This window comes from Brevibacillus sp. SYP-B805, from assembly GCF_011059135.1.
In the GTDB taxonomy this organism is placed as follows: domain Bacteria; phylum Bacillota; class Bacilli; order Brevibacillales; family Brevibacillaceae; genus Brevibacillus_F.
This window is the reverse complement of record NZ_JAALGD010000011.1, coordinates 130,586-152,658: the sequence shown is the minus strand read 5'-3', so window position 1 is coordinate 152,658 and position 22,073 is coordinate 130,586. Positions and strand designations below refer to the sequence as shown.

Here is a 22,073-nt window from a genome sequence, read left to right as displayed (position 1 = left end):
GGAGTGGAGGATGCAAGGTGTTACCCAATGTTCTGGAAGTGGCTAGAAGACTCATTATCGAACGCGTTTCAGCCGGGGAAACCGTCATCGATGCAACCATGGGGAATGGCAACGATACGCTTTTTCTGGCCAGACTGGTTGGGGAGAGCGGGCACGTGATTGCCTACGACATCCAGCCGGAAGCGATGGCAAAGACGAAAGCGCGGCTGGAACGCGAAGGCGTGCTCGATCGCGTCGAGATGCGGCTGGCCAGCCATGTGGAGATGGGGCAGCTGGATCTGGAAGCGGGCGCGATCATGTTTAACTTGGGCTACCTGCCGGGCGGCAACAAGGAGATTACGACACAGGCAGCGACCACGATCCAGGCGATCGAAGCGGGCCTGGAACGCTTGCGGCCAGGGGGGATCATGACCATCGTGGTCTACTGGGGACATCCCGCCGGCCAGATTGAGAAGGAAGCCGTGGAGAAGTACTGCACGGAACTGGATCAAACCAGCTTTCTCGTCCTGAAATACCAGTACGTGAACCAGCAAAACCAAGCCCCCTTTCTGCTGGCGATCGAACGGCGGAAGTGATGAAGTCCACCTGAAAAAGACAAATGTACGAATAAATGTGGTTATGTCTTTGTCGTATGGACACGTAAAAGTTCCCTGTGATATGCTAAAGATAAAGTAATCGCTGCCAATGATTTGGGAAAGGATAGAGCAAGGATGGGAACTACGATGAAGGCAATCATGAAACACCACGCCGGCCCCGGAGCCGAACTGCGCGAGGTTCCGATTCCGCGCATCGAACCGCATGAAGTGCTGATCCAGGTAAAAGCAACCTCCATCTGCGGTACAGACGTGCATATCTACACCTGGGACGCATGGGCGGAAAGCAGAATCAAGGCGCCCATGGTGTTCGGCCATGAATTTTCCGGCGTAGTGGTGGAGGTCGGAAGCCAGGTGACAGGCGTCAAGGTGGGAGATCATGTTTCGGCGGAGACCCACGTGGTCTGCCATCAATGCCTGCAGTGCAAGACCGGCCAATATCATATCTGTCAGCATACCAAAATCCTGGGTGTGGACTTCCAGGGGTGCTTTGCGGAATATGTGAAGATGCCCGCCGAAAATATCTGGAAAAACCCGACGGATATGCCGTTCGAAAAAGCATCGATCCAGGAGCCGATGGGCAATGCCGTGCACACGGTACTGGCCGGTCCGGTTGCCGGAAAAACCGTGGCGGTTGTCGGCTGCGGACCGATCGGGATCATGGCGGTAGCGGTGGCGAAGGCATCGGGGGCAACCGAAGTGATTGCGCTGGACGTCAATGAGTACCGCCTCGACCTGGCGCGCAAGGTAGGCGCTACGGTGACCATCAATTCCATGAACGAAGATCCGGTCAAGCGCGTCATGCAGGTGACGGAAGGGACTGGCGTGGAAGTGGTTTGCGAAATGTCCGGCCATCCGGTGGCCATTCGCCAAGCCTTCGAGATGCTGACCAACGGGGGACGCATGTCGATCCTGAGTCTGCCGACCAAACCGGTCGAGCTCGACATCACCAATCAGATTGTGTTTAAAGGCGTCACCGTTCAAGGGATCACCGGGCGCAAAATGTATGAAACCTGGCGCCAAACGTCCGGGCTGCTTCATTCCGGACAGGTGGATGTCACGCCGATCATTACGCATACCCTGCCGCTGGAAAACTTCCGCGAGGGCTTCGAGCTGATGGTAAGCGGCAAATGCGGCAAAGTGGTATTACTCCCGTAAGGAGGTTGACATATGAAAGGATTTGAACATCTGCAGGCGGAACTGGACCTGTTGAAAGAGAAGGGCACGTTTCGCCATCTGGTGGAGATTGAAAGCGATCAAGGGCCGCGCGTGACCATCAACGGCCGGGAGGTGATCCAGCTCTCCTCCAACAACTATCTCGGTTTGACCACCCACCCCAAGCTGAAGGCCGCAGCCTTGAAGGCGGTCGAAGAGTTTGGCGCGGGAACCGGATCGGTGCGCACGATCGTGGGGACGTTTACCATGCATCAGGAGCTGGAAAGACGCCTCGCTGACTTCAAGCACACGGAAGCCGCCCTGGTTTTCCAATCCGGCTTCACCGCCAATGTCGGCGTGCTGAGCGCTCTTCTGGACGAGAAGGACGTGGTGATCTCCGATGCGCTCAACCATGCGTCCATCATCGACGGGATCCGCTTGACCAAGGCGGCGCGCCGGATTTACAAGCACAGCGACATGAGCGATCTTGAACAGGCCCTGAAAGAGACGCAGCAGTATCGCACGCGCCTGATCGTGACCGATGGCGTCTTCTCCATGGATGGAGACGTGGCTCCGCTGCCGGAGATCGTCGAGCTGGCGGAAAAGTACGATGCCCTGGTGATGGTGGATGACGCGCACGCCAGCGGGGTCTTCGGCAGAAACGGCCGGGGCACCGTCGATCATTTCGGCCTGCATGGTCGCGTACATATTCAGGTGGGAACGCTTTCCAAGGCGATCGGCGTTCTCGGAGGGTATGTGGCAAGCACCCAAACCGTGCGCGATTATCTGATCCATCGCGGCCGCCCGTTTTTGTTCAGCACTTCCCATCCGCCGGCGGTAACGGCTGCCTGCATCGCCGCCCTGGATGTGCTGCTGGAAGAGCCGGAGCTGATCGAGAAACTGTGGGAGAACACCCGCTTCTTCAAAAATGGCCTGCGCGCACTCGGTTTTAACACCGGGAACAGCGAATCGCCAGTTACGCCCGTCATCGTCGGTGATGGGGCGCTTGCCATGAAGTTCTCCGACCGTCTGCTGGAAGAAGGGGTCATGGGAACCGGCATCGCGTACCCCACCGTGCCGGAAGGGGCTGCGCGGGTTCGAACCATTGTCACGGCTGCACACAGCAAGGAAGATCTGCAAACCGCTTTGAACGTCTTTGAAAAAGTGGGGAAAGAACTGAACATCATCTCATGACGCCTGTCGCAAAATCCACCCTCGTGGTGGATTTTTTGTTTGCAAGCCGTCGATCCCAGCAAGGGCCCCCACTCGTCACAGAGAGGGCCCCACTCGGCACAGCGCTAGCTATCGCCGAGTGGGGAGAGGGTTAGCTATCGCCAAGCGGGTGGAGCGTCAGCTTGGGTCGGCGGGGCATTGTGAAAATAGGCAAACCCTTCCTGCTCTCCACACATACCCTGTTGATAGATCGCGAACTATTTTGCATGAGTAAGAGGGGATACGACTTGGACCGAATCGGGATCATGCTGGATTGGGCGCTTATGCAGAAGGGTATTGCCGGAAAACAAACCTATGAACGGTTGGATTATTATGCAGAGATTGGAAAAGAGCTGGGGCTGGAGCCCGTATTTTTTCATCCGCTGCACGTCGATCTGAAAGCCAAACGGGTAATAGGTCATTTCTGGAACGGAACCCGTCTGGTGCCGCGAGCCATCCGCATTCCCGCAGTCATCCACAACCGCGTGCTCAGCGGGCAGCCGTCCACCAGGGCGATTATCCGCCAGTTAAGCAGGCATTACAAGGTTTACAATGAACTGGTGGTGCGTGATAAGGGAAGCGTCCATCAATTGCTGTGGAAAAACGAACAACTGCGACCTTATCTGCCGAAGACCAGATTGTTTACCCGACCTACGCTCGTTCAGTTTTTGGGCAAGTTTGATGTCGTTTATGTGAAACCGGCTGTGGGTTCGGTAGGGGAAGGGGTGGTCAGGATCGAACGGAAGGGCGACCGCTTTTTGACCGTCTCGTCCAAGCTGCGCAAGCGAACGGACAAAGTCAGGCTGATGACGGCCATGAGGGGATGGGTGGGACGCCGCCGCTTCCTGGTTCAGCAGGGAATCCCCCTTGCCAAATACCAGGATCGGACCTTTGATGTCCGGGTCTCGGTGCAGCGGGATGGCACGCGGGAATGGTGCGTTTCCGGGATGGTCGCCAAGGTGTCCAACCGGTACAACAAGCTGAGCAACCTCGCTCGAGGCGGTCATGCCGTACCGCTTGACCAGGTGCTGGCTTCCCTGTTTCCACAGGAGAAAATCGCCCAGGTCAAATCCAGGCTCGCGGTGGCGGCACGGATGATCGCCAAGGAGTACGCCAAGCATTTTCCCTCCCTGGCCGATTTGGGACTGGATATGGGGATCGATCGCGAAGGAAATCCCTATCTGATCGAAGTGAACGTGCGGGATCAACGGTACTCTTTTTTTGAGGCGGGAGAGCTGGAGATGTTTAAACGCACTTACCGGCACCCGCTTGAGTACGGCAAGAGCTTGTTCAAACAAAGCAAGAACACCTGAATGATCAGGTGTTCTTTGCCCCTTCCTGCTGGCGGAAATACTGGTATACCAGCGCCAAAATGTTTTTGCGGGTGAGTATCCCGAGGAACAGTCCCTCCTCGTTTTCAATGCAGACGAAGGGATGGTTGATGGACAATTCCAGCGCTTTCAGGAAGTGTTCCGATTCTTTCATGCGGGGAATTTTCCTGTTCATCACTTCGTCTACCGTATGATCGCCCAGTTTTTCATATTCAATCCGTTCCAGACCGAGGATATGATCAAGGATCATGGTGGTGCTGATTTGCCCCTGAATCCGGTAACTGCTGTCCAGCACCGGAATGGCCGAATAACCGGATTTGATCAGGACGAGCAGGGCATGTTCCAGCGAATTGCCCAACTGCACATGGGCCACTTTGGGGGAGGAGATCATCAGCTCTTTTATCCGGGTATTCAGGAATTCGTTTGTTGTATGCATGTTGACTGCACCTGCCTTACAAATGGTAAGCCCACCCGGCATGATTGACATCATCCAGGTAACATGGATCTCCCATTTACCATCATACTGGATCGGCTGCCCGAGATAAATGGCAAAAACGCCATTTAAGAAAAAATGCCCAGCCATCGCCGGGCAAAAAGCTGCTTACACCGGATTTTCCCTGTGGTATACCGGCTGCCTGTGCGGGGCTCGGGCCCGGAGGCGGCGGCGTCTCCAGAAGGCCGGAGAGGTGTGCTGATAGAGCCAGATGCTTATCGGGACGCTGAGGAGAAACATCAGCAGCGACAGTCCGAAAACCGAGAAGGGCAGTCGGAAAATCACGTAGCTCTCCAACAGAAACAGCACGAGCGGGTGAACCAGGTAAATGGCCATATTTTGTTTGGCCAGAGCTGCCAGCCGATCTTTCAAAACGGGCAGATTGCCCAGGTAGCGGGAGATCGGATACAGGCCGGCAATGAAACAGGTCGTATAGAGCATGTAGAGGGGATGAAAAATGTTCAACCCTTCTTGATAGGTGACCTGGCCGAACAGGTAGCGCCCGACGATCGCCGCGCTGGTGAGTGCCAACGCCAGCAGGGAGAGATAGCGCAGGCGATGCACCAGGCTGCGCCATGCCTCCAGATGAAGTCCGGCGTAAGCTCCCAGCACGAAGTAAAACAGATAGTTGAACACATAGGTCTGGCCGTTGACATAGAAATGGTTCAACAGCTGCAAACCGGGGGATGCGTGCCAATCGATCCCGGGAATAACCGGGTCGACAAAGAGATAGTGAAACAGCGCGTAAATCGCCGCCTGCAGGACCATCACGCCAGCGACCAGCGGCAGCCGCGTGTGGCGTTCCAGGAAGCTTTTGCCCAGCATAAATAGCAAGTTCAGCTGCAGATAGACCGGAATGTAGTAGAGATGGTAAAAGGAGCTGCCGGTCAGCAGGCTGTACAGAAATTCCGGCACCAGCACCGTGGGATCAAAGGTTTGAAACGTGACGTAGGTATAGATGGCGGTCCAGATCAGATAAGGCAGCACGATGGCTGTCCACCGCTTGTACCAGAACGTCTTCCAATCCACGGGTCGGTGTTTGTACCAATAAAAGAGCAGCAGGCCGGTCCCGAATACGAACAGGGAACGGCCAAACCGCAGCAGGATAATGATAACGGCTTCCACATCCTGATTCGATGGATAGAGATCCTGTGCTTCCATAAAAAAGCCGACGATATGCAGCAGCAGGACCGTAAACGCCCCCAGCACAAAGAGGGCGTTCAGATCTAGAAACGATCCTCTTCGATCTTTCAGCATGGTTCCTTCTGACCTCCCTCTAGCCCTCCGCTATTTGTCTTTCTATCCGGCGGAGGGGTCAGCTCTCTTTTCTAAGGCAATGCCCAAGACGCCTGCGCGAGCTCTTCCGCCCGATAGGAGAAGAGCCCGAGCCTGTTCAACAGATGTTGGCGGGCGGATTCAAGCCGTTCAAGCTGCGGGTAACAGGTCGTTTTCTCCAACGACCACTGACGGGCGATCGCCTCGAACAACCGTTCTTTCACCTCGTCTACATGCAGCGGTACGCCGGTCGCCTCCGCCAGACTGCCGATGGTGGAGCCGTCCATCACCGGGATCGGCTTGTTTTTCTCCATTTCCTCCAGCCCTGCCAGCAGATAGAAGCGTTCCATCAGTTCCCCGCGGGGACGCTGATCCACATTGATGCACAGCTGCAGGATGGAGCCGTACCTGGTTCGCCGCTGGGCCATCCCGCCGATTTTTTTGCCGCCGCAGGCGAAATCATACTCACCGGCACAGTAAGAGCCGCTCACTTCCCCAAACGCGATCTCGCCATAGGCACCCAGGCCTACCGCCAGCATGGCTGCGACCTGGCTGAAGAAGGCGTCGATCGACAGCGTGGTATCGGGCAGGTGGAATGCCATGTTCAACACACCGGCGTCGAGGGGAACACATGCCCCTCCGGACGACCGCAGCACCGCACCGTACCCTTCCCGGCCCATTTGGCGAAGAGCGGGTTCCAGATGGGGCAGCTTGGCGTCACGCCGTCCCAGAAAGAGCGCCTTATCGTACACCCAGACATGGATCAGGGGAATCGCCCCCGGATCGCTCATGCCGCTGGACAGCGCTTCATCCAGGATCAACGGTTCGATTGGCTGGGCCTGATGCGTGCCAGAATCCATCCAGAGAAATTGTGGGTAAACTTGTCCGGTCGGCAATGCTTTCTTCCCCTTTCGGCATCCTGCCGAAGAATCGGTTACCATTATACACCCGGATCGCTTCCTTTGCTAACCTCCATGTTTTTCCGAGCACAGAAAAGCCGTTCTCCAAAGAGAGGAACGGCTGTATGGGGGATTATTGGAGCACCTTGAAGGAGAAATTGTCAAGATAGGTGATTTTGTCGGGCACATCTTTGGTGGCTTCCCGCTGCAGGTACAGTCCCAGCTTCGTGCCGGTAAGGGAGACGTTCTGTTGGCCGAAGACAAACGCACCGTTCAGATAAACATCGTAACGGTTGCCGTCCACCACCACCTTGAGGCGGTTGGAGGAGCGCAGTTTGTACGAACTGGTGGCGATGACGGAGAGATCCTTGCTCTTGTCATCGGATACATAGCCGACGGTCACCTTGTCATCGGAGACAAACACCACATGGCCTTTGCCGTCCGTTCCGTTGAAGAACAGTCCGCCCAGGCCGGCTGTCCCTTTCGGCAGCACATCCACTTCCAGCTGATATTTCGTCGGTTTCAGCTCCTCTCTCCATTTCAGCGGAAGGAAGTAATGGTCGATGTCGGTGTTGGTGGTCAGGGCGGTGACGGCCTTGTTCACCACACCCCAGCTGGCGTTGGCTTTATCTTTTTGCCAATTGGCGAGATCGGCATTGGAGAACGAATCGGTTACACTGACGGGCAGCTCCGGTGTTTGAGGAGGCGTCGGAACAGGGAACACCACTTTGGATTCATCGTCATCGCGTTTTTCCAACAGCGCCCGGTAAATGAGCGAAGCGGCTTCGGCACGGGTGATGGCATCCTGCGGACGGAAATAGCCGTCGTACCCTTTGATCAAGTCGGTCTGGATGGCAATGGCGACATAAGGGCGCAGGGCCGGGGAGATGCGGTCGTCGTCACGAAATTTGGAGATGACCGACAAATCCGCTTTTTTCGTCCGGTCGTACCCCAGCAGGCGAACGAGCGCAACGGCGATATCTTCGCGAACGGCATCCTCGTCCGGCTTGTAGTAGTAGCGGCTGCCGGACTTGTAGCCGGTCAGGTAAGGTTTGGCATACTCCACATAATCAAATGCCCAGTGGCTGCGGGGGACATCCTGAAAGGTTTGACTCTTTTTCTCCCCGATGTCGATATCGGCCGCCGCGATCATGATCTTGGCGAACTCGGCCCGCGTCACGTGGTTATTGGGGCGGAATCTGCCGTCGCTGTATCCTTTGATGATCCCTTTTTCGGCCATCTCCGTAATTTCCTTATAGGCCCAGTGGGAGCTCGGAACATCCGCGAAACGGACCGCTGCCTGTGCGAGAGGCATGGCTGTGAGGATGAGGATGGCTGTGAGGAAGAACGCAAACAATCTTCTCATTCGGGTTGAACCTCCTTCGTTGGCGTGTAACGCTATCGCCAGTAATGACGATGGGAAAGAGTGGAAAGTTGCACAGCGGCCGAGCCTGTTTGCAAAATAAGTCAACGGTCTCAGACGGACGGGCAGCCGCCACGGGCCAAAAGTACGAAAGAGAGGATGACGGGGAAGCGCGAATTGGATATGCATCGGCTGTGGAGGCGGGATGCGGATGCGTCATCAGTTTGTCGCTGCACTGCCTTATCTCTGCCATGGTTTTCTGCTGGTTTTGTGCTATAATGTACAATTGGTTCTTCCTATTCAGAGTAAAATATTTGAGGTGATACAAATGACAACGAGAAACGAGGCGACAACGGACTTAAAATCCGTGAAGTCCCCGAAACGAACGGAAGATTACGCAAAATACTTCCAGCCGCCGAGCTTGAAAGATGCGAAGAAGCGCGGCAAGGAAGAGATTCGTGTGCACTATGACTTTGCGATTCCCGAAGAGATGGAAGGCATCGGAAAAGGAAAGCGTTACCTGATTCATACGTACGGCTGCCAAATGAACGAGCATGACAGCGAGACGATGGCCGGCATCCTGGAACGGCTGGGGTATACCCGGGCGGCTGCGGAAGAAGAAGCGGACGTGATCCTGTACAACACCTGTGCCATCCGCGAGAATGCGGAGGACAAGGTATTCGGCGAATTGGGCAATGTGAAACGGATCAAACAAAACAACCCCAACCTGATCCTCGGCGTCTGCGGCTGCATGTCGCAGGAGGAAAGCGTCGTGGGGAAAATCTTGAAAAGCTACCCGCACGTGGATCTGATCTTCGGTACCCACAACATTCACCGGCTGCCGGTGCTCCTGCGCGACGCGATGTTCAGCAAGGAGATGGTGATCGAGGTCTGGTCCAAAGAGGGCGATATCATCGAAAACATGCCGAAGGTGCGCGAAGGCCGCATCAAGGCATGGGTGAACATCATGTACGGCTGTGACAAGTTCTGCACGTACTGCATCGTGCCTTATACCCGCGGGAAGGAGCGCAGCCGCCGTCCGGAAGACGTGATTGCGGAAGTGCGCGAACTGGCCCGCCAAGGCTTCCAGGAGGTTACCCTGCTGGGGCAAAACGTCAATGCCTATGGCAAAGACTTTACCGATATCAAGTATGGCTTCGGCCATCTGCTGGATGAGATTCGGCAGATCGGCATCCCGCGCGTCCGCTTTACCACCAGCCACCCGCGCGATTTTGACGACCACCTGATCGAGGTGCTGGCCAAAGGCGGCAATCTGGTGGAGCATATCCACCTGCCTGTCCAATCCGGCAGCTCCGAAATTTTGAAGAAAATGGCACGCAAATATACGCGCGAGCATTATCTGGAACTGGTACGCAAAATCAAGGCCGCCATTCCGAACGTGGTGCTCACCACCGACATCATTGTCGGCTTCCCGGGCGAAACGGAAGAGCAGTTCGAAGAAACGCTCTCGCTCGTAAAAGAAGTGGGCTACGATTCGGCCTATACCTTCATTTATTCGCCGCGTGAAGGCACACCGGCGGCGGACATGGAAGACAACGTGCCGGCGGACGTGAAGAAACAGCGTCTCTACCGCCTGAACGAACTGGTGAACCAGCTGAGCCTGGAGAAAAACAAGGCCCTGCAGGATCAAGTGGTGGAAGTTTTGGTGGAAGGGGTCAGCAAAACCAATGCGGCGGTGCTGTCCGGCCGTACCCGCGGAAACAAGCTTGTCCATTTCGTCGGGGATCCGTCCCTGATCGGCACGTTTGTGGATGTCAGGATTACCGAAGCCAGAACATGGACCCTTCACGGCGAAATCGCAACCAAAATCGAGGTGTAGAATGATGGAAGAAACAGCGCGCTTTACGGATAAAGAGATTCTTGAGAAAGCTCGCGAACTGGCGACGATGATTGCCAGAACCAAGGAAGTGGATTTTTACAAACGGGCGGAACAGCAGATCAAGCACAACGAACGTGTGCAGGAATTGATCAGCCAGCTGAAACAGAAGCAGAAGCAGATCGTGATGTTTGAATCGATGAACAAGCCGGAGCTGGCCAAAAAAGTAGAAGAGGAGTTCAATCAGCTGCAGGATGAATTGGATCAGATTCCGATCGTGGCCGAATTCAAACAGTCGCAGGTTGATGTGAACGATCTTTTACAAATGGTGACCCATGTGATCACCAACACCGTTACGGAAAGGATCATCCTGGATACCGGCGGCAATCCCCTGACGGGAGAGACCGGCGGCGGACCGCAGAAACACGGCGGTTGCTGCTCGATGTAAGCAAGCAGATGAGCCCGACTTTTTGACAGGGAGACGCAAGGTTTTCTTGCACCCTAGTCGAATGCCCTGCATACAAATGTACAGAAACGTTGTATGGAGGAGGTAACGAAATGTCGGGTACAGAAAAAGACCTGCAGTGCCGGGAACTTTACGCGAAAGCTGTATGTGGAAAAGGACATAAATACTCCCAAACAACACATACCATTATACCAGCGCACACTCCTTCGACGATCCTCGGATGCTGGATTATAAACACACAGTTCCAGGCTGAGAAAGTTGGGGAAGCGGTTGAAGTATCTGGTACGTATGACGTCAACCTGTGGTACTCATTTGCTAATAACACCCAGACTGAAGTGAAAAAAGAGCAGGTACAATTCTCCGTACTTGTTCCGCTCTCTTTCTATGACCGCAACAGCAGGGGCGACCTGGAGATCACCGCCCATGCCGTGGAGCAGCCCAAATGCGTCAAGGCTGAACTGACCGGCGGCGGTGCGGTGATTGTCAAAGTGGAAAGCGAGTACGCGGTCGAGATAGCCGGTGAGACCAAGATATGCGTGGTGGTTTGCAACAGCTGCGATGACAAGGATTTCGGCTTTGACGGCGACTATGAAGAGAGCGGCGATGAGCTGGACGAATTTGACTCGGCAAGTCTGCTGGATGATCTGGATTAATGCGCGGAAGAGGAGACGGTTCTCCTCTTTTTTCTTTTTCCCTCCCGGACTGGTCGTTCATCACCCATAGACGGCGGTGGGCATAGGCTGTAGCATCGACGATGGGGGGAAAGAAGATGACGGACGTACGCGATGCATTGAAGATGGCGGCAGCGGGGCTCAATGGTGGGGAAGCGGTCGGACTCTGCCGGAACCGCCAGAAGATGATGGCCGTGCTGCGCCTGCACGGGATTCCGGCCCCATCTGCGGAAGAGAACGCGGAGTCCCTTCCCCAGCGCCGCTATCTTATCTCTCTCTTTCAAACCCAGGTGCTGGCCGTCATGAAAACGGAGACGGAAGCGGTCTGGCTGCATCGCCCGCTTTATCGGCAGGAGGAAAGGGAATATCTGCCGTTGAACGGGCAGGAGGCGGAACAGGAAGTAAAGCTGGCAAAGCGCTTGGCCATTCGCGCCCTGTATGCGCTCGGCCTTGACTGCGGCACGGTGGTGGTGGGGGCATATTCGCCCACGCGTCTGAAAGTGCTGCACGTTCAGCCGGCATCAGAGGAAACCCGCCTGTTCAAGCAGGCGGCCGATGCCCATGCCATGCGCCTGCGTCACGAGCCCGGGCAGCCGGATGCCATCCTGCTGGGCGCCGATCCGGAGTTCGCGCTGCGCGACCCGCTCGGGAGGATGGCGATCGCCTCCCGCTTTGTGGGCAGACATGGTCTCGTCGGCTGCGATGCCGCCCGTTATCGGGAAGAAATCTACAGCCGGCAACATCCGATTGCCGAGCTGCGCCCCCAGCCTGCGGCGGAACCGGAACAGCTTTTCCTGCATTTGTACCGGGCGATGCGGGAAGCGGCACACCGCATTACCGACCAGTCGCTGCAATGGCTGGCAGGCGGGATGCCGTTTGCCGGATATCCGATCGGCGGCCATCTTCACTTCAGCGGCATCGGCCTCACCTTCGATCTGCTGCGCAAGCTCGACACGTATCTGGCGCTTCCGCTGCTGTTGGTTGAAGACGACGGCTGCCGGAGAAGAAGGCCCCGGTACGGTTATCTGGGAGACTTCCGGGAAAAAGAGCACGGGGGCTTCGAATACCGCACCCTGCCCAGCTGGCTGGTCACCCCGCGCGTCACCAAGGGCGTGTTTGCCTTGGCCAAACTGGTCGTTTCGTCGCACGACCGGCTGCGCTTGCGGTTTGCCAGCGAACTGCCGGTGCAGAAGGCGTATTACCGCGGGGATAAAGAGGCGATTCGTCCGTTGGTTCAACGTATTCATGCCGAGATTGCCGCGTTACAGGGCTATCGCCTCTATCGCCGCGAGCTGGAGGCGTTCTTTGCCTATTTGCAGTCGACGGAGGAATGGCCGGCGGATGCGGATTTTCGCTCCGCCTGGAAACTGCCTGGTACTCCGGGCATTTCTACTTCTCTCGCAAACCATGGTATAATAGCAGGGAAGTAACAGAGTGGGAGAGTTCATCATGGCGCAATATACTCCGATGATTCAACAGTATCTGGCGGTAAAGCGCGATTACCCGGATACTTTCTTATTTTTTCGCCTGGGCGATTTTTATGAATTGTTTTTTGACGATGCCATCAAGGCGTCCCGGGAGCTGGAGATTACGCTGACCGGCCGGGATGGCGGCGGAGATGAGCGGATCCCGATGTGCGGGGTGCCGCATCATTCCGCTGATACATATATCGCCCAACTGCTGCAGAAGGGATACAAGGTAGCCATTTGCGAGCAGGTGGAAGATCCGAAAGAGGCAAAAGGGGTGGTCCGCCGGGAAGTGACGCGCGTGATCACCCCGGGCACGATGATGGAAGGCAAGTGGCTGGCCGATAAGGAGAACAATTACATGGTCGCCATCGCCGAGCTGGACGGCCGGGCCGGGGTGGCCGCCTGCGACATGAGCACGGGGGAAATGTACGTGACCGCCGTCGGGGCAGCGGGGAACGCGGCGCTTGATGAAGCGCTGCATTACCGGCCGAAGGAGCTGGTGCTGTACGGGGGGCTGGTCTCCCGGTATGCCAGCGATCTGCCCTCCACCCATCTGCGTGCCGACGAGGTGGCGGAAGACGCGGCGCAGCGGCAATACGGGGAGCAGGTGGCCGAACTGGAACCGGTGATGGTGATGGCGGTCAATGCGCTCCTCCATTATATCGGGACGACCCAGAAACGGAACCTCTCCCACTTGCGGCTGATCAAACGTTATGAAGCCAGACAGTTTCTGCAGATGGACCACTTCTCCCGCCGCAATCTGGAGCTGACGGAGACGCTTCGCGACAAAACGAAGAAAGGCTCGCTCCTGTGGCTGCTGGATCGCACCGAGACGGCCATGGGAGGGCGGCTTTTGCGCCGGTGGCTCGAACGGCCGCTGCTCAACCTGGAGGAGATCAATGAACGGTTGGACGCGGTGGAGGAGATCAAGGGGGATTACCTGCTGCGCGCAGACCTGCGCGACTGCCTGGACCGCGTGTATGATCTGGAGCGTCTGGCGGGACGGATCGCATACGGGAATGCCAATGCGCGCGATCTGGTGCAGCTGCGCCTTTCCCTGGAGGCGGTCCCCGACTTGAAAAAGCTGCTGCTGGAAAAAGGCTCCGCGGTACTGGCCCGTCTGGCGGAAGGCATGGACGAATGTGCCGACATCGCGGCCTATATCGCCAGCGCCATCGTCGATGATCCCCCGGTCTCCGTTCGCGAAGGGGGCTTGATCCGCCCCGGCTATGACGCCTACCTGGACAAGCTGCATACGGCCAGCCGGGAGGGGAAGAACTGGATCGCCCAGTTGGAGCAGGCGGAGCGCGAGGCAACGGGGATCCGTTCCCTGAAAGTAGGCTTCAACAAAGTGTTCGGCTATTACATCGAGGTCTCGCGGGCCAATCTCTCCCTAGTCCCCGAAGGCCGCTACGAGCGCAAACAGACATTGGCCAACGCAGAGCGGTTTATCACGCCGGAATTGAAGGAAAAAGAGGCGCTGATCCTGGAAGCGGAAGAGAAGATGGTCGAGCTGGAATATCAGCTTTTTTCCAACGTGCGGGCTGAGGTGGCCAAGCACATCCCGCGTCTGCAGGCTCTGGCCGAGCGGGTGGCGATGGTGGATGTGCTGCAGTCGTTTGCCACGGTGAGCGAAGAACGAGGCTATGTGCGCCCCAAGCTCGCCAAAACCGGGGAGTGCGTGATTCGCGGCGGCCGCCATCCGGTTGTGGAAGCCGTGCTGGAGAAAGAGAAGTATGTGCCCAACGACGTGGAGATGGACCACCAGTCCCGGCAGATCCTGCTGATCACCGGACCCAACATGGCGGGAAAAAGCACCTATATGCGCCAGATCGCCCTGATCGTCGTCATGGCGCAGATCGGCTGCTTCGTGCCCGCCAGCGAAGCCAGGCTGGCGCTTGTGGACCAGATCTTCACCCGCATCGGGGCGGCGGACGATCTCGCGGGGGGGCACAGCACCTTCATGGTGGAGATGCTGGAGACCAAGCATGCGCTGGTGAAGGCCACCGCCCAGAGTTTGATCCTGCTGGATGAGATCGGCCGGGGAACGTCCACCTACGACGGGATGGCACTGGCCCAGGCGGTGATCGAATACATTCATGAGAATATCGGGGCCAAGACGCTGTTTTCCACGCATTATCACGAACTGACGCGGCTGGAGGAAATTCTTCCCCGTGTCGTGAATGTGAACGCCCGCTGCGAGGAGCGGGACGGCAAGCTGCTGTTCCTGCACAAAATCGAGCAGGGGCGGGCCGATAAAAGCTACGGCATCCATGTTGCCGAACTGGCGGACATGCCGCAGCAGGTGATCCAGCGGGCGCGGGAGATTCTGGCCGGATTCGAAGCGGGACAGCCTGGGCCGCCAGTGGAGCAGATGTCGCTGGATATGCTGTGGGGAGCTTATCCGGCTCAGCCGGTACAGGATCATGCGGCCCAACCGGCCATCAGCGAAGCGAAAGCGGACGTGCTGCACGAACTGGTCGAGCTTGACCTGATGCAGATGACACCGCTCGATGCCATGCTGAAGCTGCATGAATGGAAGAAACGATTGAAGAAATAAGAGTAGCGGCTATTGCTGAAAGGAGGGAGGCTCATGGGCAAAATCCAAGTGCTGGACGAACAGCTGTCCAATATGATCGCGGCCGGGGAAGTCGTGGAACGGCCGGCCTCCGTCGTCAAGGAACTGCTGGAGAATGCGATCGACGCTGGCGCAAGGAAGATCGAGATCGAAGTGGAAGAAGGCGGCCTGCAGCTGATTCGCGTTGTCGATGATGGCGAAGGCATGGATCGGGACGACTGCCTCAAGGCTTTCGAACGGCATGCCACCAGCAAAATCCGGACGCCGCGCGATTTGTTCGCGATTCGATCCCTGGGTTTTCGGGGCGAAGCGCTGCCCAGTATCGCCTCCGTCTCTCGGGTTGAGGTCATCAGCACGCTGGACAGCGGTCAGATCGGCACGCGGCTGATCGTGGAAGGCGGGCAGGTGAAGAGCGTGGCGGATGCCGCCAGGGTAAAGGGGACGGAGGTCTGCGTCCGTGACCTGTTTTACAATACGCCTGCCCGATTGAAATACATGAAATCCATCGCGACGGAAATCGGCCATATCTCCGATTATGTGAACCGGCTGGCGCTGACCTATCCGCAGATTGCGTTTACGCTTACCCATAACGGCAAGGAGCTCCTGCACACGTCAGGGGACGGGAAGCTGCTGCATGTGATCGCCGCCATCTACGGCGTGCAGACGGCCAGAATGATGCTCCCGATTGAAGGGGAGTCCCTCGATTTTACCTGGCGGGGGTTTCTGGCCAGGACGGAGGTGACCCGCGCCAACCGATCCTACTTGTCAACCCTGGTCAATGGCCGCTACATCCGCCACTTCGGGCTGCATAATGCGATCATGCGCGGGTACCATACCCTCCTGCCGGTGGGGCGCTATCCCATCGTCGTCCTGCAGATCGACATGGATCCGACGCTGGTGGATGTCAATGTCCATCCGGCCAAGCTGGAAGTCCGGTTCAGCAAGGAAGAGGAGCTTTGCGCCGCCATCGAGCAATCGGTCCGGGACACGCTGCGGCAGGGGCTTTCCATCGTCCAACCGCTGCAGGCGGAAAGGGGGCGCGACCGGACAAAGCCGTCGGCCGTCCAGGCGGCGATTGACTTCAGCATGCCGAAGCCTGCCGCTTTCGAGTGGGACAAAGCGGGCAAGCGGGAAGGGATGACACCTGCACCGCCCGTTCTTCCCGCCAAGCTGGAGGAGCCGCAGGTAATCTCCAAAGGCATGCAGGAGATGCCCGCGGTTCGCGATCAGGCAGAAGCGTACGGAGCGAAAGAGCTGAAGGAAGCCTCACCCTTCCCGCCTTCCTTCCAAACGGATGCGGAACCGGAAGTCCTTCCGCCGCTGCAACCCGATGCCGCAGGACGGGAGGAGCCGGCCGTACCGATCTTTTATCCGGTTGGGCAGGTGCACGGAACGTATATTGTGGCCCAGAACGATACGGGCATGTACCTGATTGACCAGCACGCCGCCCAGGAACGCATTTATTACGAGTATTTTATGGAAAAACTGCGTGGTGAGAATGCTGCCAGCCAAATCCTCCTTTTCCCGCATACGGTCGAATGTACGGTGGCGGAAGCGGAGCGGCTGCAGAATCGCCTGGAGCTGCTGCGGTCGTTCGGACTGGAGATCGAATGGTTTGGCAATCGGACGTTCATTGTCAGGGCTCATCCCCACTGGTTTCCGGAAGGCTGCGAGCTGGAAGTGATCGAGGAATTGATCCAGTTCGTGCTGGAATCCGGCGAGACCGGCGAAGTGGATCTGGCCAAGATGCGGGAGAAAGCGGCGATCATGATGTCCTGCAAGGCCGCCATCAAAGCGAATCAATATCTGACGCAGGCGGAGATGGAAAGCCTGCTGAACCGCCTGCGGGAGACGACCAGCCCGTTTACCTGCCCGCACGGCCGCCCGATTATCATTCATTTTTCTACCTATGATCTGGAGAAAATGTTTAAGCGAGTGATGTAAACGTGATAGTCACCACGGGAGCGGGACCCAGCGACGAAACGCGGGCGCACGCTGTCGAGCTGGCCGCCCGGCTTTCGCTGCCTTTCGTAGAGCGGCGGAATCGCTCATTGCCACAGCTGCGCCGCCAATACGGGACGGATGGCATTCTGGTGGTAACCGCCAAGGGAGCCCGCCTGGAGCGCGCGCAGGGGCAGCCGTTCTTTTTTCATCCGAACAACGCGGCCTTCCGTATAAAGCGATTGGAGCGCGGCGATACTGATATTATGCTTTCCGTTTGCCAAATTGCACCAGGGGATCACGTGCTGGATGCGACCCTTGGGCTTGGAGCGGACGCGATCGTGTTCGCCCACGGGGTGGGGGAGAAAGGGCGTGTGCTGGGGGTGGAGTCGGAGCCCCTGATCGCCCTGCTGGTGGAGGATGGGCTGCGGACATGGCCCACCCCTTCCGCATCCCTGCGCCAAGCGATGTGGCGGGTGGAAGTGGCGGTCGGCCATCATCTCGACGTGCTGCGCACACTGCCGGATCGCTCGTTCGATGTGGTGTACTTCGACCCGATGTTCACGTCCGCGGTTGCGGATTCGGCCGGGATTCGAGGGATACGGCCCTATGCCAATCCGGAACCGCTCAGCATGGAAGCGGTCCGGGAAGCGCTGCGGGTAGCCCGCAGGCGCGTGGTGCTCAAGGAAGGCAAAGGGGGAACTTTGTACAAACAGCTGGGCTTTACCCCGTTCCGCACGAGACAGCATCAGGTGGTATACAGTTATCAAGATGCGCCGGGAGGGGAGTGACATGAAGCAGCAAGAAAAGCTGGTTGTGATTGTGGGCCCGACTGCTGTCGGCAAGACCGAACTGAGTTTGACACTGGCGAAACGGTTTGATGGCGAAATCATTTCCGGAGACTCGATGCAGGTGTACCGGCAGATGGATATCGGCACGGCGAAAGCGTCGCCGGCGGAGCGAAACATCGTTCCCCATCACCTGATCGACATCGTCGATCCGGATCAGGAGTATTCAGTGGCGCACTTTCAGGCGATGGCAACCCGTCTGATCACCGAGATCAATGAGCGGGGCCGCTTGCCGTTTATCGTCGGCGGTACCGGTTTGTACATTGAATCCGTTACCCATCGCTTCCGTTTTGCGGAAGCTCCGCACGATCCGGAACTGCGCGAACGTCTGCAGAAAATGGCGGAAACGGAAGGGGCCGAGGCGCTTCACCGCCGGTTGGCCGATATCGATCCCGTCACGGCCCAGCGCCTTCATCCCAACGATGTGAAACGAGTGATACGGGCTCTCGAAATCTATGAGCTGACGGGGCGCAAAATGGCCGAATTTCAGCATCGTGCCGCCTGCTCTCCTTATCACCTGTACATCATTGGCTTGACGATGGAGCGCGAAAAGCTGTACGAACGAATCAACCGCCGCGTTGATCAGATGATCGAAGCCGGGTTGGTGGAAGAAGTGCGCTCCCTTCTTGACCAGGGGTACGATCCGTCGCTGGTGTCCATGCAGGGGCTTGGCTACAAGGAATTGGTGCCGTACCTGTACGGGGAGATCACCCTGGAGAAAGCGATCAACGACATCAAGCAGCGCACGCGCCATTTTGCCAAGCGCCAGCTGTCCTGGTTTCGCCGGATGGCGGAGATTGAATGGTTTGACATGACCGACCAGGAGAAGCACGATCAGATATTAAAAACAATCACAGCGCGTTTGGAAGGAAAGTTTCACCAAACGCCGAATATATAACTTACAAGTCCGTTTAGGGGGTATTTGCACATGAAGCAGACGATCAACATTCAGGATACGTTCTTGAACCACTTGCGCAAGGAAAATATCGCGGTCACCATCTACCTGGTGAATGGCTTTCAATTAAGAGGCTACATTAAGGCGTTCGACAACTTCACGATCGTCATCGACAGCGAGGGCAAACAACAGCTTGTGTACAAGCACGCGATATCGACCTTTACGCCGCAGCGGCCCGTATCGCTCATGGCATCCGACAACAACCAGCAATAAGCTTAAAAAAGACGAAGCCGGGGTAATTAACTATCCGGGCTTTTTCATTTTGTGTGGAAAAATAAAGAAAAAAATGGGTTGCGAATTTCCAACAAAAGGAGTAAAATGAAGTCGTCACGGAAATAGTTTTACAGTAAAAATATTTGACTATCAATCTATCTTGCACAAATTTTCGAAAAAAGGGTATGATCAAATCATCTCCTTTTTTCAGGCCTAATCGTTTTACTGTAAAAATATTTTCGTGTAAAAGGACATGGAGGGATTATGAAGAGCGACGTTCGTGAACAGCAATTGGAACAACTGGATCGGACTTTTTATGACGTGTGGCGCCATTTTATCCACCAATTGCTCGCCGATGTGGACGACCCCATCAGCCCCAAGCAGTTCATCATGCTGAGAGCCTTGTACGGAAAAGAACGCTGTACCGTTTCCGATTTGGCAGCTGATCTTGGTCTTTCTGCCAGCGCGACGACCATCTCGCTCAACCGCCTGGTGAAATGCGGATTGGTCGAACGGGTGCGGTGTGAAGATGACCGGCGGGTCGTGTGGGTAGCCCTGTCTCCGGATGCTGTACCCAAGATTCAGGCATATCTGGAGCGGCGCAGGATCCTTTTGGCCAAGATGACCGAATGCTTCTCAGACGAGGAATTGTCGCAATTCCATGCCCTCCTGTCGAAGATACGATCCACCATTGGAGAATAGCGATTGAAAGAAGAGGTGAGGGTCAGCCCAAACAAGAGTGGAGAGTTATCCCTTAGAGAATGACAAAGAGAAAGAAAACAGAGAAACCATGCTTGGATAGGAGTGTACGGATATGAAAAAACAAAACATGCTGATGCTTACCACCGCTCTGTTTGCATCCTGTGTATTTGCCTCCTCTGCGGCAGCAGCCCCGAGCGACAAGGCGGACGATCAAGAAGTCTACAACGTACTTGCCGTATGGCAGCAACAAAATCCGGCAGCGGCGAAACTGCCGTCCGCTGACGCGGGACTCAGCGGGAACTACACTTGGACGCTCTCTGCTCCGGAAGGCACCCCGGTGACCGATCCGAACAGCGCGTCGAAGCTTACCGGCAGCTACAGCTGGACGTTCTCTGCCCCGGAAGGCACGCCGGTAACTGATCCGAACAGCGCGCCGAAGCTTACCGGCAGCTACAGCTGGACCCTCTCTGCTCCGGAAGGCACCCCAGTGACCGATCCGAACGGTGCGCCGAAGCTTACCGGCAGCTACAGCTGGACCTTCGCCGCTCCGGAAGGCACGCCGGTAGCAGCGCCGCAAGAAGCCGGACTGGTGAACGGCAATTACAGCTGGATTCTCTCCAAGCCTGCTGTCAATGCGGACAATGAAAAATAACAGATCGCAGGAAAAAAGCCAGCTCTCCGAATCGGATGGAGAGCTGGCTTTTTCTTGCCCGCTCAAGTCGGCAGGGTTATTCAGATGCGGATGTCCACGTGCTGGCCCAGTCCCGTCCACGCGTCACGCGGAGGACTGGTGCTGCTCGCGCTTTTTGCCGCAGCGATCTTGTCGGAAATGGAATAGGGATGTTGTGCGTCAAAGCGCGGATGCCGATTCCCCCGCAGCCAGCAGGGGGAAACAGGCTCCAGTCTGCCAACATACCCGTGTGTTTTTTCCATCAAGCAGTTTCCCCCCTTCTCTCGCCCTCCGCAAGTCTGTCATTACCATATGCCGACTCCCAACCGAACATGCCTTCCGTCTTCTCCTATTCCGCCTTGAAAAAAAGGGCAGGTTTGGCGCTTGGCTGAGTATACTTACTTCAGGCACGATCATAAGGCAGGTGATCGCAAGTGAAACCGTCCCAAACTTCCGTCAATCCTGCGGAAACCACCGAGGAGAAACAGCAGGCCCCCCATCGGATTCAAGTTGTGCTGAATCACCCCGCGAAGGTAAAGGAACCCAAGACGCTCGCCCAGACCGTTCGGGCGACGGCGAGCGCCCAACTGGCACGGGTGTTTGATGAACTGGAACGCATGATCGGCTTGCAGGATGCCAAGAAAATGATGTATGAAATCTATGCCCTGCTGCGGGTGAATCTGGAGCGGGAAAAGCATGGGCTCAAAACGGAAAAGCAGGTTCTGCATATGGTGTTCAAGGGGAATCCGGGTACCGGCAAAACCACCGTGGCCCGGATCGTCGGCCGCATCTTCAAAGAGATGGGCATTTTGAGCAAAGGACACTTGATTGAAGTGGAGCGGGCCGATCTGGTCGGGGAGTTTATCGGCCATACCGCCCAGAAAACCAGGGAGTTGATCAAGAAAGCGATGGGCGGGGTCCTTTTTATCGATGAAGCCTATTCGCTTGCGCGGGGAGGGGAAAAGGATTTCGGTAAAGAAGCGATCGACTGTTTGACAAAAGCCATGGAGGATAACAAAAACGAATTTGTCTGCATCTTGGCCGGATATACGCATGAGATGGAGGATTTTCTCTCCATCAATCCCGGACTGCCCTCCCGTTTTCCGATCCACATCCACTTCGACGACTATTCGATCGAAGAACTGCTGCTCATCGCCGACATCCTGGCACAGGACAAGGAATATGTGCTGTCCGCGTCAGCCAAGGCCCGCCTGCGCAGCCACCTGGTGAAATTGTGCAATGATCCGTTTCAGGAGAACTTCAGCAATGCGCGCTATATCCGCAACAAGATCGAGCACGCGATCCGCAGGCAGGCTGTCCGGATGCTGGCGCTGCCGGAACCAAGCCGGGAGGAGCTGGTGACGCTGATGCCCGAGGATTTCGTTCTGTGAAGGAGTTTGTT

Annotated in this window: 21 protein-coding genes; 16 read left to right on the top strand and 5 right to left on the bottom strand. The window is 56.6% G+C overall.

Going from position 1 to position 22,073, the window contains the following annotated elements:
* Nucleotides 1-17: 17 nt before the first annotated feature.
* The 4 genes from mnmM (at nt 18) to G3578_RS14550 (ending at nt 4,273) form a co-directional block, all read left to right on the top strand.
* Nucleotides 18-575, top strand: coding sequence for a tRNA 5-(aminomethyl)-2-thiouridylate-methyltransferase MnmM (mnmM, locus tag G3578_RS14565; RefSeq protein WP_165213685.1), 558 nt, complete (start codon nt 18-20; stop codon nt 573-575).
* Nucleotides 576-710: 135 nt separating this feature from the next.
* Complete coding sequence (gene tdh / locus G3578_RS14560; RefSeq protein ID WP_165213684.1) at nt 711-1,751, top strand: L-threonine 3-dehydrogenase; 1,041 nt, start codon at nt 711-713, stop codon at nt 1,749-1,751.
* A gap of 12 nt (nt 1,752-1,763) precedes the next feature.
* Nucleotides 1,764-2,942, top strand: coding sequence for a glycine C-acetyltransferase (locus G3578_RS14555; protein ID WP_165213683.1), 1,179 nt, complete (start codon nt 1,764-1,766; stop codon nt 2,940-2,942).
* Nucleotides 2,943-3,208: 266 nt separating this feature from the next.
* On the top strand, nt 3,209-4,273 hold the full coding sequence (locus G3578_RS14550) for a YheC/YheD family endospore coat-associated protein (RefSeq protein WP_165213682.1): 1,065 nt from the start codon (nt 3,209-3,211) through the stop codon (nt 4,271-4,273).
* Nucleotides 4,274-4,277: 4 nt separating this feature from the next.
* On the opposite strand, the gene cbpB is transcribed toward G3578_RS14550, so the two are convergent.
* The 4 genes from cbpB to G3578_RS14530 form a co-directional block, all read right to left on the bottom strand.
* The gene (gene cbpB / locus G3578_RS14545; RefSeq protein WP_165213681.1) at nt 4,278-4,727 is read right to left on the bottom strand and encodes a cyclic-di-AMP-binding protein CbpB; all 450 of its coding nucleotides are present in this window, start codon (nt 4,725-4,727) and stop codon (nt 4,278-4,280) included.
* 165 nt (nt 4,728-4,892) lie between these two features.
* The gene (locus G3578_RS14540; RefSeq protein ID WP_165213680.1) at nt 4,893-6,041 is read right to left on the bottom strand and encodes an acyltransferase; all 1,149 of its coding nucleotides are present in this window, start codon (nt 6,039-6,041) and stop codon (nt 4,893-4,895) included.
* Nucleotides 6,042-6,112: 71 nt separating this feature from the next.
* Complete coding sequence (locus G3578_RS14535) at nt 6,113-6,919, bottom strand: lipoyl protein ligase domain-containing protein (protein ID WP_241254636.1); 807 nt, start codon at nt 6,917-6,919, stop codon at nt 6,113-6,115.
* Nucleotides 6,920-7,091: 172 nt separating this feature from the next.
* Nucleotides 7,092-8,324, bottom strand: a complete 1,233-nt coding sequence (locus G3578_RS14530; protein WP_165213678.1) for an S-layer homology domain-containing protein — start codon at nt 8,322-8,324, stop codon at nt 7,092-7,094.
* A gap of 325 nt (nt 8,325-8,649) precedes the next feature.
* Here G3578_RS14530 and miaB point away from each other — a divergent pair, with 325 nt between their 5' ends.
* The 11 genes from miaB to G3578_RS14475 all read left to right on the top strand — a co-directional run bounded on the left by miaB (nt 8,650) and on the right by G3578_RS14475 (nt 20,653).
* Nucleotides 8,650-10,161, top strand: coding sequence for a tRNA (N6-isopentenyl adenosine(37)-C2)-methylthiotransferase MiaB (miaB, locus tag G3578_RS14525; protein WP_165213677.1), 1,512 nt, complete (start codon nt 8,650-8,652; stop codon nt 10,159-10,161).
* A gap of 4 nt (nt 10,162-10,165) precedes the next feature.
* Entirely contained in the window at nt 10,166-10,606 is a 441-nt protein-coding gene (locus tag G3578_RS14520; protein WP_165213676.1) for a YlbF/YmcA family competence regulator, read from the top strand.
* Between the two features lie 110 nt (nt 10,607-10,716).
* Entirely contained in the window at nt 10,717-11,277 is a 561-nt protein-coding gene (gene cotE / locus G3578_RS14515; RefSeq protein ID WP_165213675.1) for an outer spore coat protein CotE, read from the top strand.
* 116 nt (nt 11,278-11,393) lie between these two features.
* On the top strand, nt 11,394-12,725 hold the full coding sequence (locus G3578_RS14510) for a putative amidoligase domain-containing protein (protein WP_165213674.1): 1,332 nt from the start codon (nt 11,394-11,396) through the stop codon (nt 12,723-12,725).
* Nucleotides 12,726-12,744: 19 nt separating this feature from the next.
* The gene (gene mutS / locus G3578_RS14505; protein ID WP_165213673.1) at nt 12,745-15,324 is read left to right on the top strand and encodes a DNA mismatch repair protein MutS; all 2,580 of its coding nucleotides are present in this window, start codon (nt 12,745-12,747) and stop codon (nt 15,322-15,324) included.
* Between the two features lie 33 nt (nt 15,325-15,357).
* Nucleotides 15,358-17,286 carry a DNA mismatch repair endonuclease MutL gene (mutL, locus tag G3578_RS14500; RefSeq protein WP_165213672.1) on the top strand — a complete coding sequence of 643 codons (1,929 nt, stop codon included), beginning with the start codon at nt 15,358-15,360 and terminating at the stop codon, nt 17,284-17,286.
* A gap of 2 nt (nt 17,287-17,288) precedes the next feature.
* On the top strand, nt 17,289-18,074 hold the full coding sequence (locus G3578_RS14495) for a class I SAM-dependent methyltransferase (protein WP_165213671.1): 786 nt from the start codon (nt 17,289-17,291) through the stop codon (nt 18,072-18,074).
* Between the two features lies 1 nt (nt 18,075).
* Entirely contained in the window at nt 18,076-19,029 is a 954-nt protein-coding gene (gene miaA / locus G3578_RS14490; protein WP_165213670.1) for a tRNA (adenosine(37)-N6)-dimethylallyltransferase MiaA, read from the top strand.
* A gap of 30 nt (nt 19,030-19,059) precedes the next feature.
* Nucleotides 19,060-19,299, top strand: a complete 240-nt coding sequence (hfq, locus tag G3578_RS14485; RefSeq protein WP_165213669.1) for an RNA chaperone Hfq — start codon at nt 19,060-19,062, stop codon at nt 19,297-19,299.
* A gap of 264 nt (nt 19,300-19,563) precedes the next feature.
* Complete coding sequence (locus tag G3578_RS14480) at nt 19,564-20,001, top strand: MarR family winged helix-turn-helix transcriptional regulator (RefSeq protein ID WP_165213668.1); 438 nt, start codon at nt 19,564-19,566, stop codon at nt 19,999-20,001.
* Nucleotides 20,002-20,113: 112 nt separating this feature from the next.
* Nucleotides 20,114-20,653, top strand: coding sequence for a hypothetical protein (locus G3578_RS14475; RefSeq protein ID WP_165213667.1), 540 nt, complete (start codon nt 20,114-20,116; stop codon nt 20,651-20,653).
* Nucleotides 20,654-20,733: 80 nt separating this feature from the next.
* Here G3578_RS14475 and G3578_RS14470 read toward each other — a convergent pair whose 3' ends face one another.
* Nucleotides 20,734-20,937, bottom strand: a complete 204-nt coding sequence (locus tag G3578_RS14470; protein WP_165213666.1) for a hypothetical protein — start codon at nt 20,935-20,937, stop codon at nt 20,734-20,736.
* Between the two features lie 168 nt (nt 20,938-21,105).
* Between G3578_RS14470 and G3578_RS14465 the strand changes: the two genes are divergently transcribed.
* A complete protein-coding gene (locus G3578_RS14465) occupies nt 21,106-22,062 on the top strand; it encodes an AAA family ATPase (protein WP_165213665.1) in 957 nt (318 codons plus the stop codon).
* Nucleotides 22,063-22,073 lie beyond the last annotated feature (11 nt).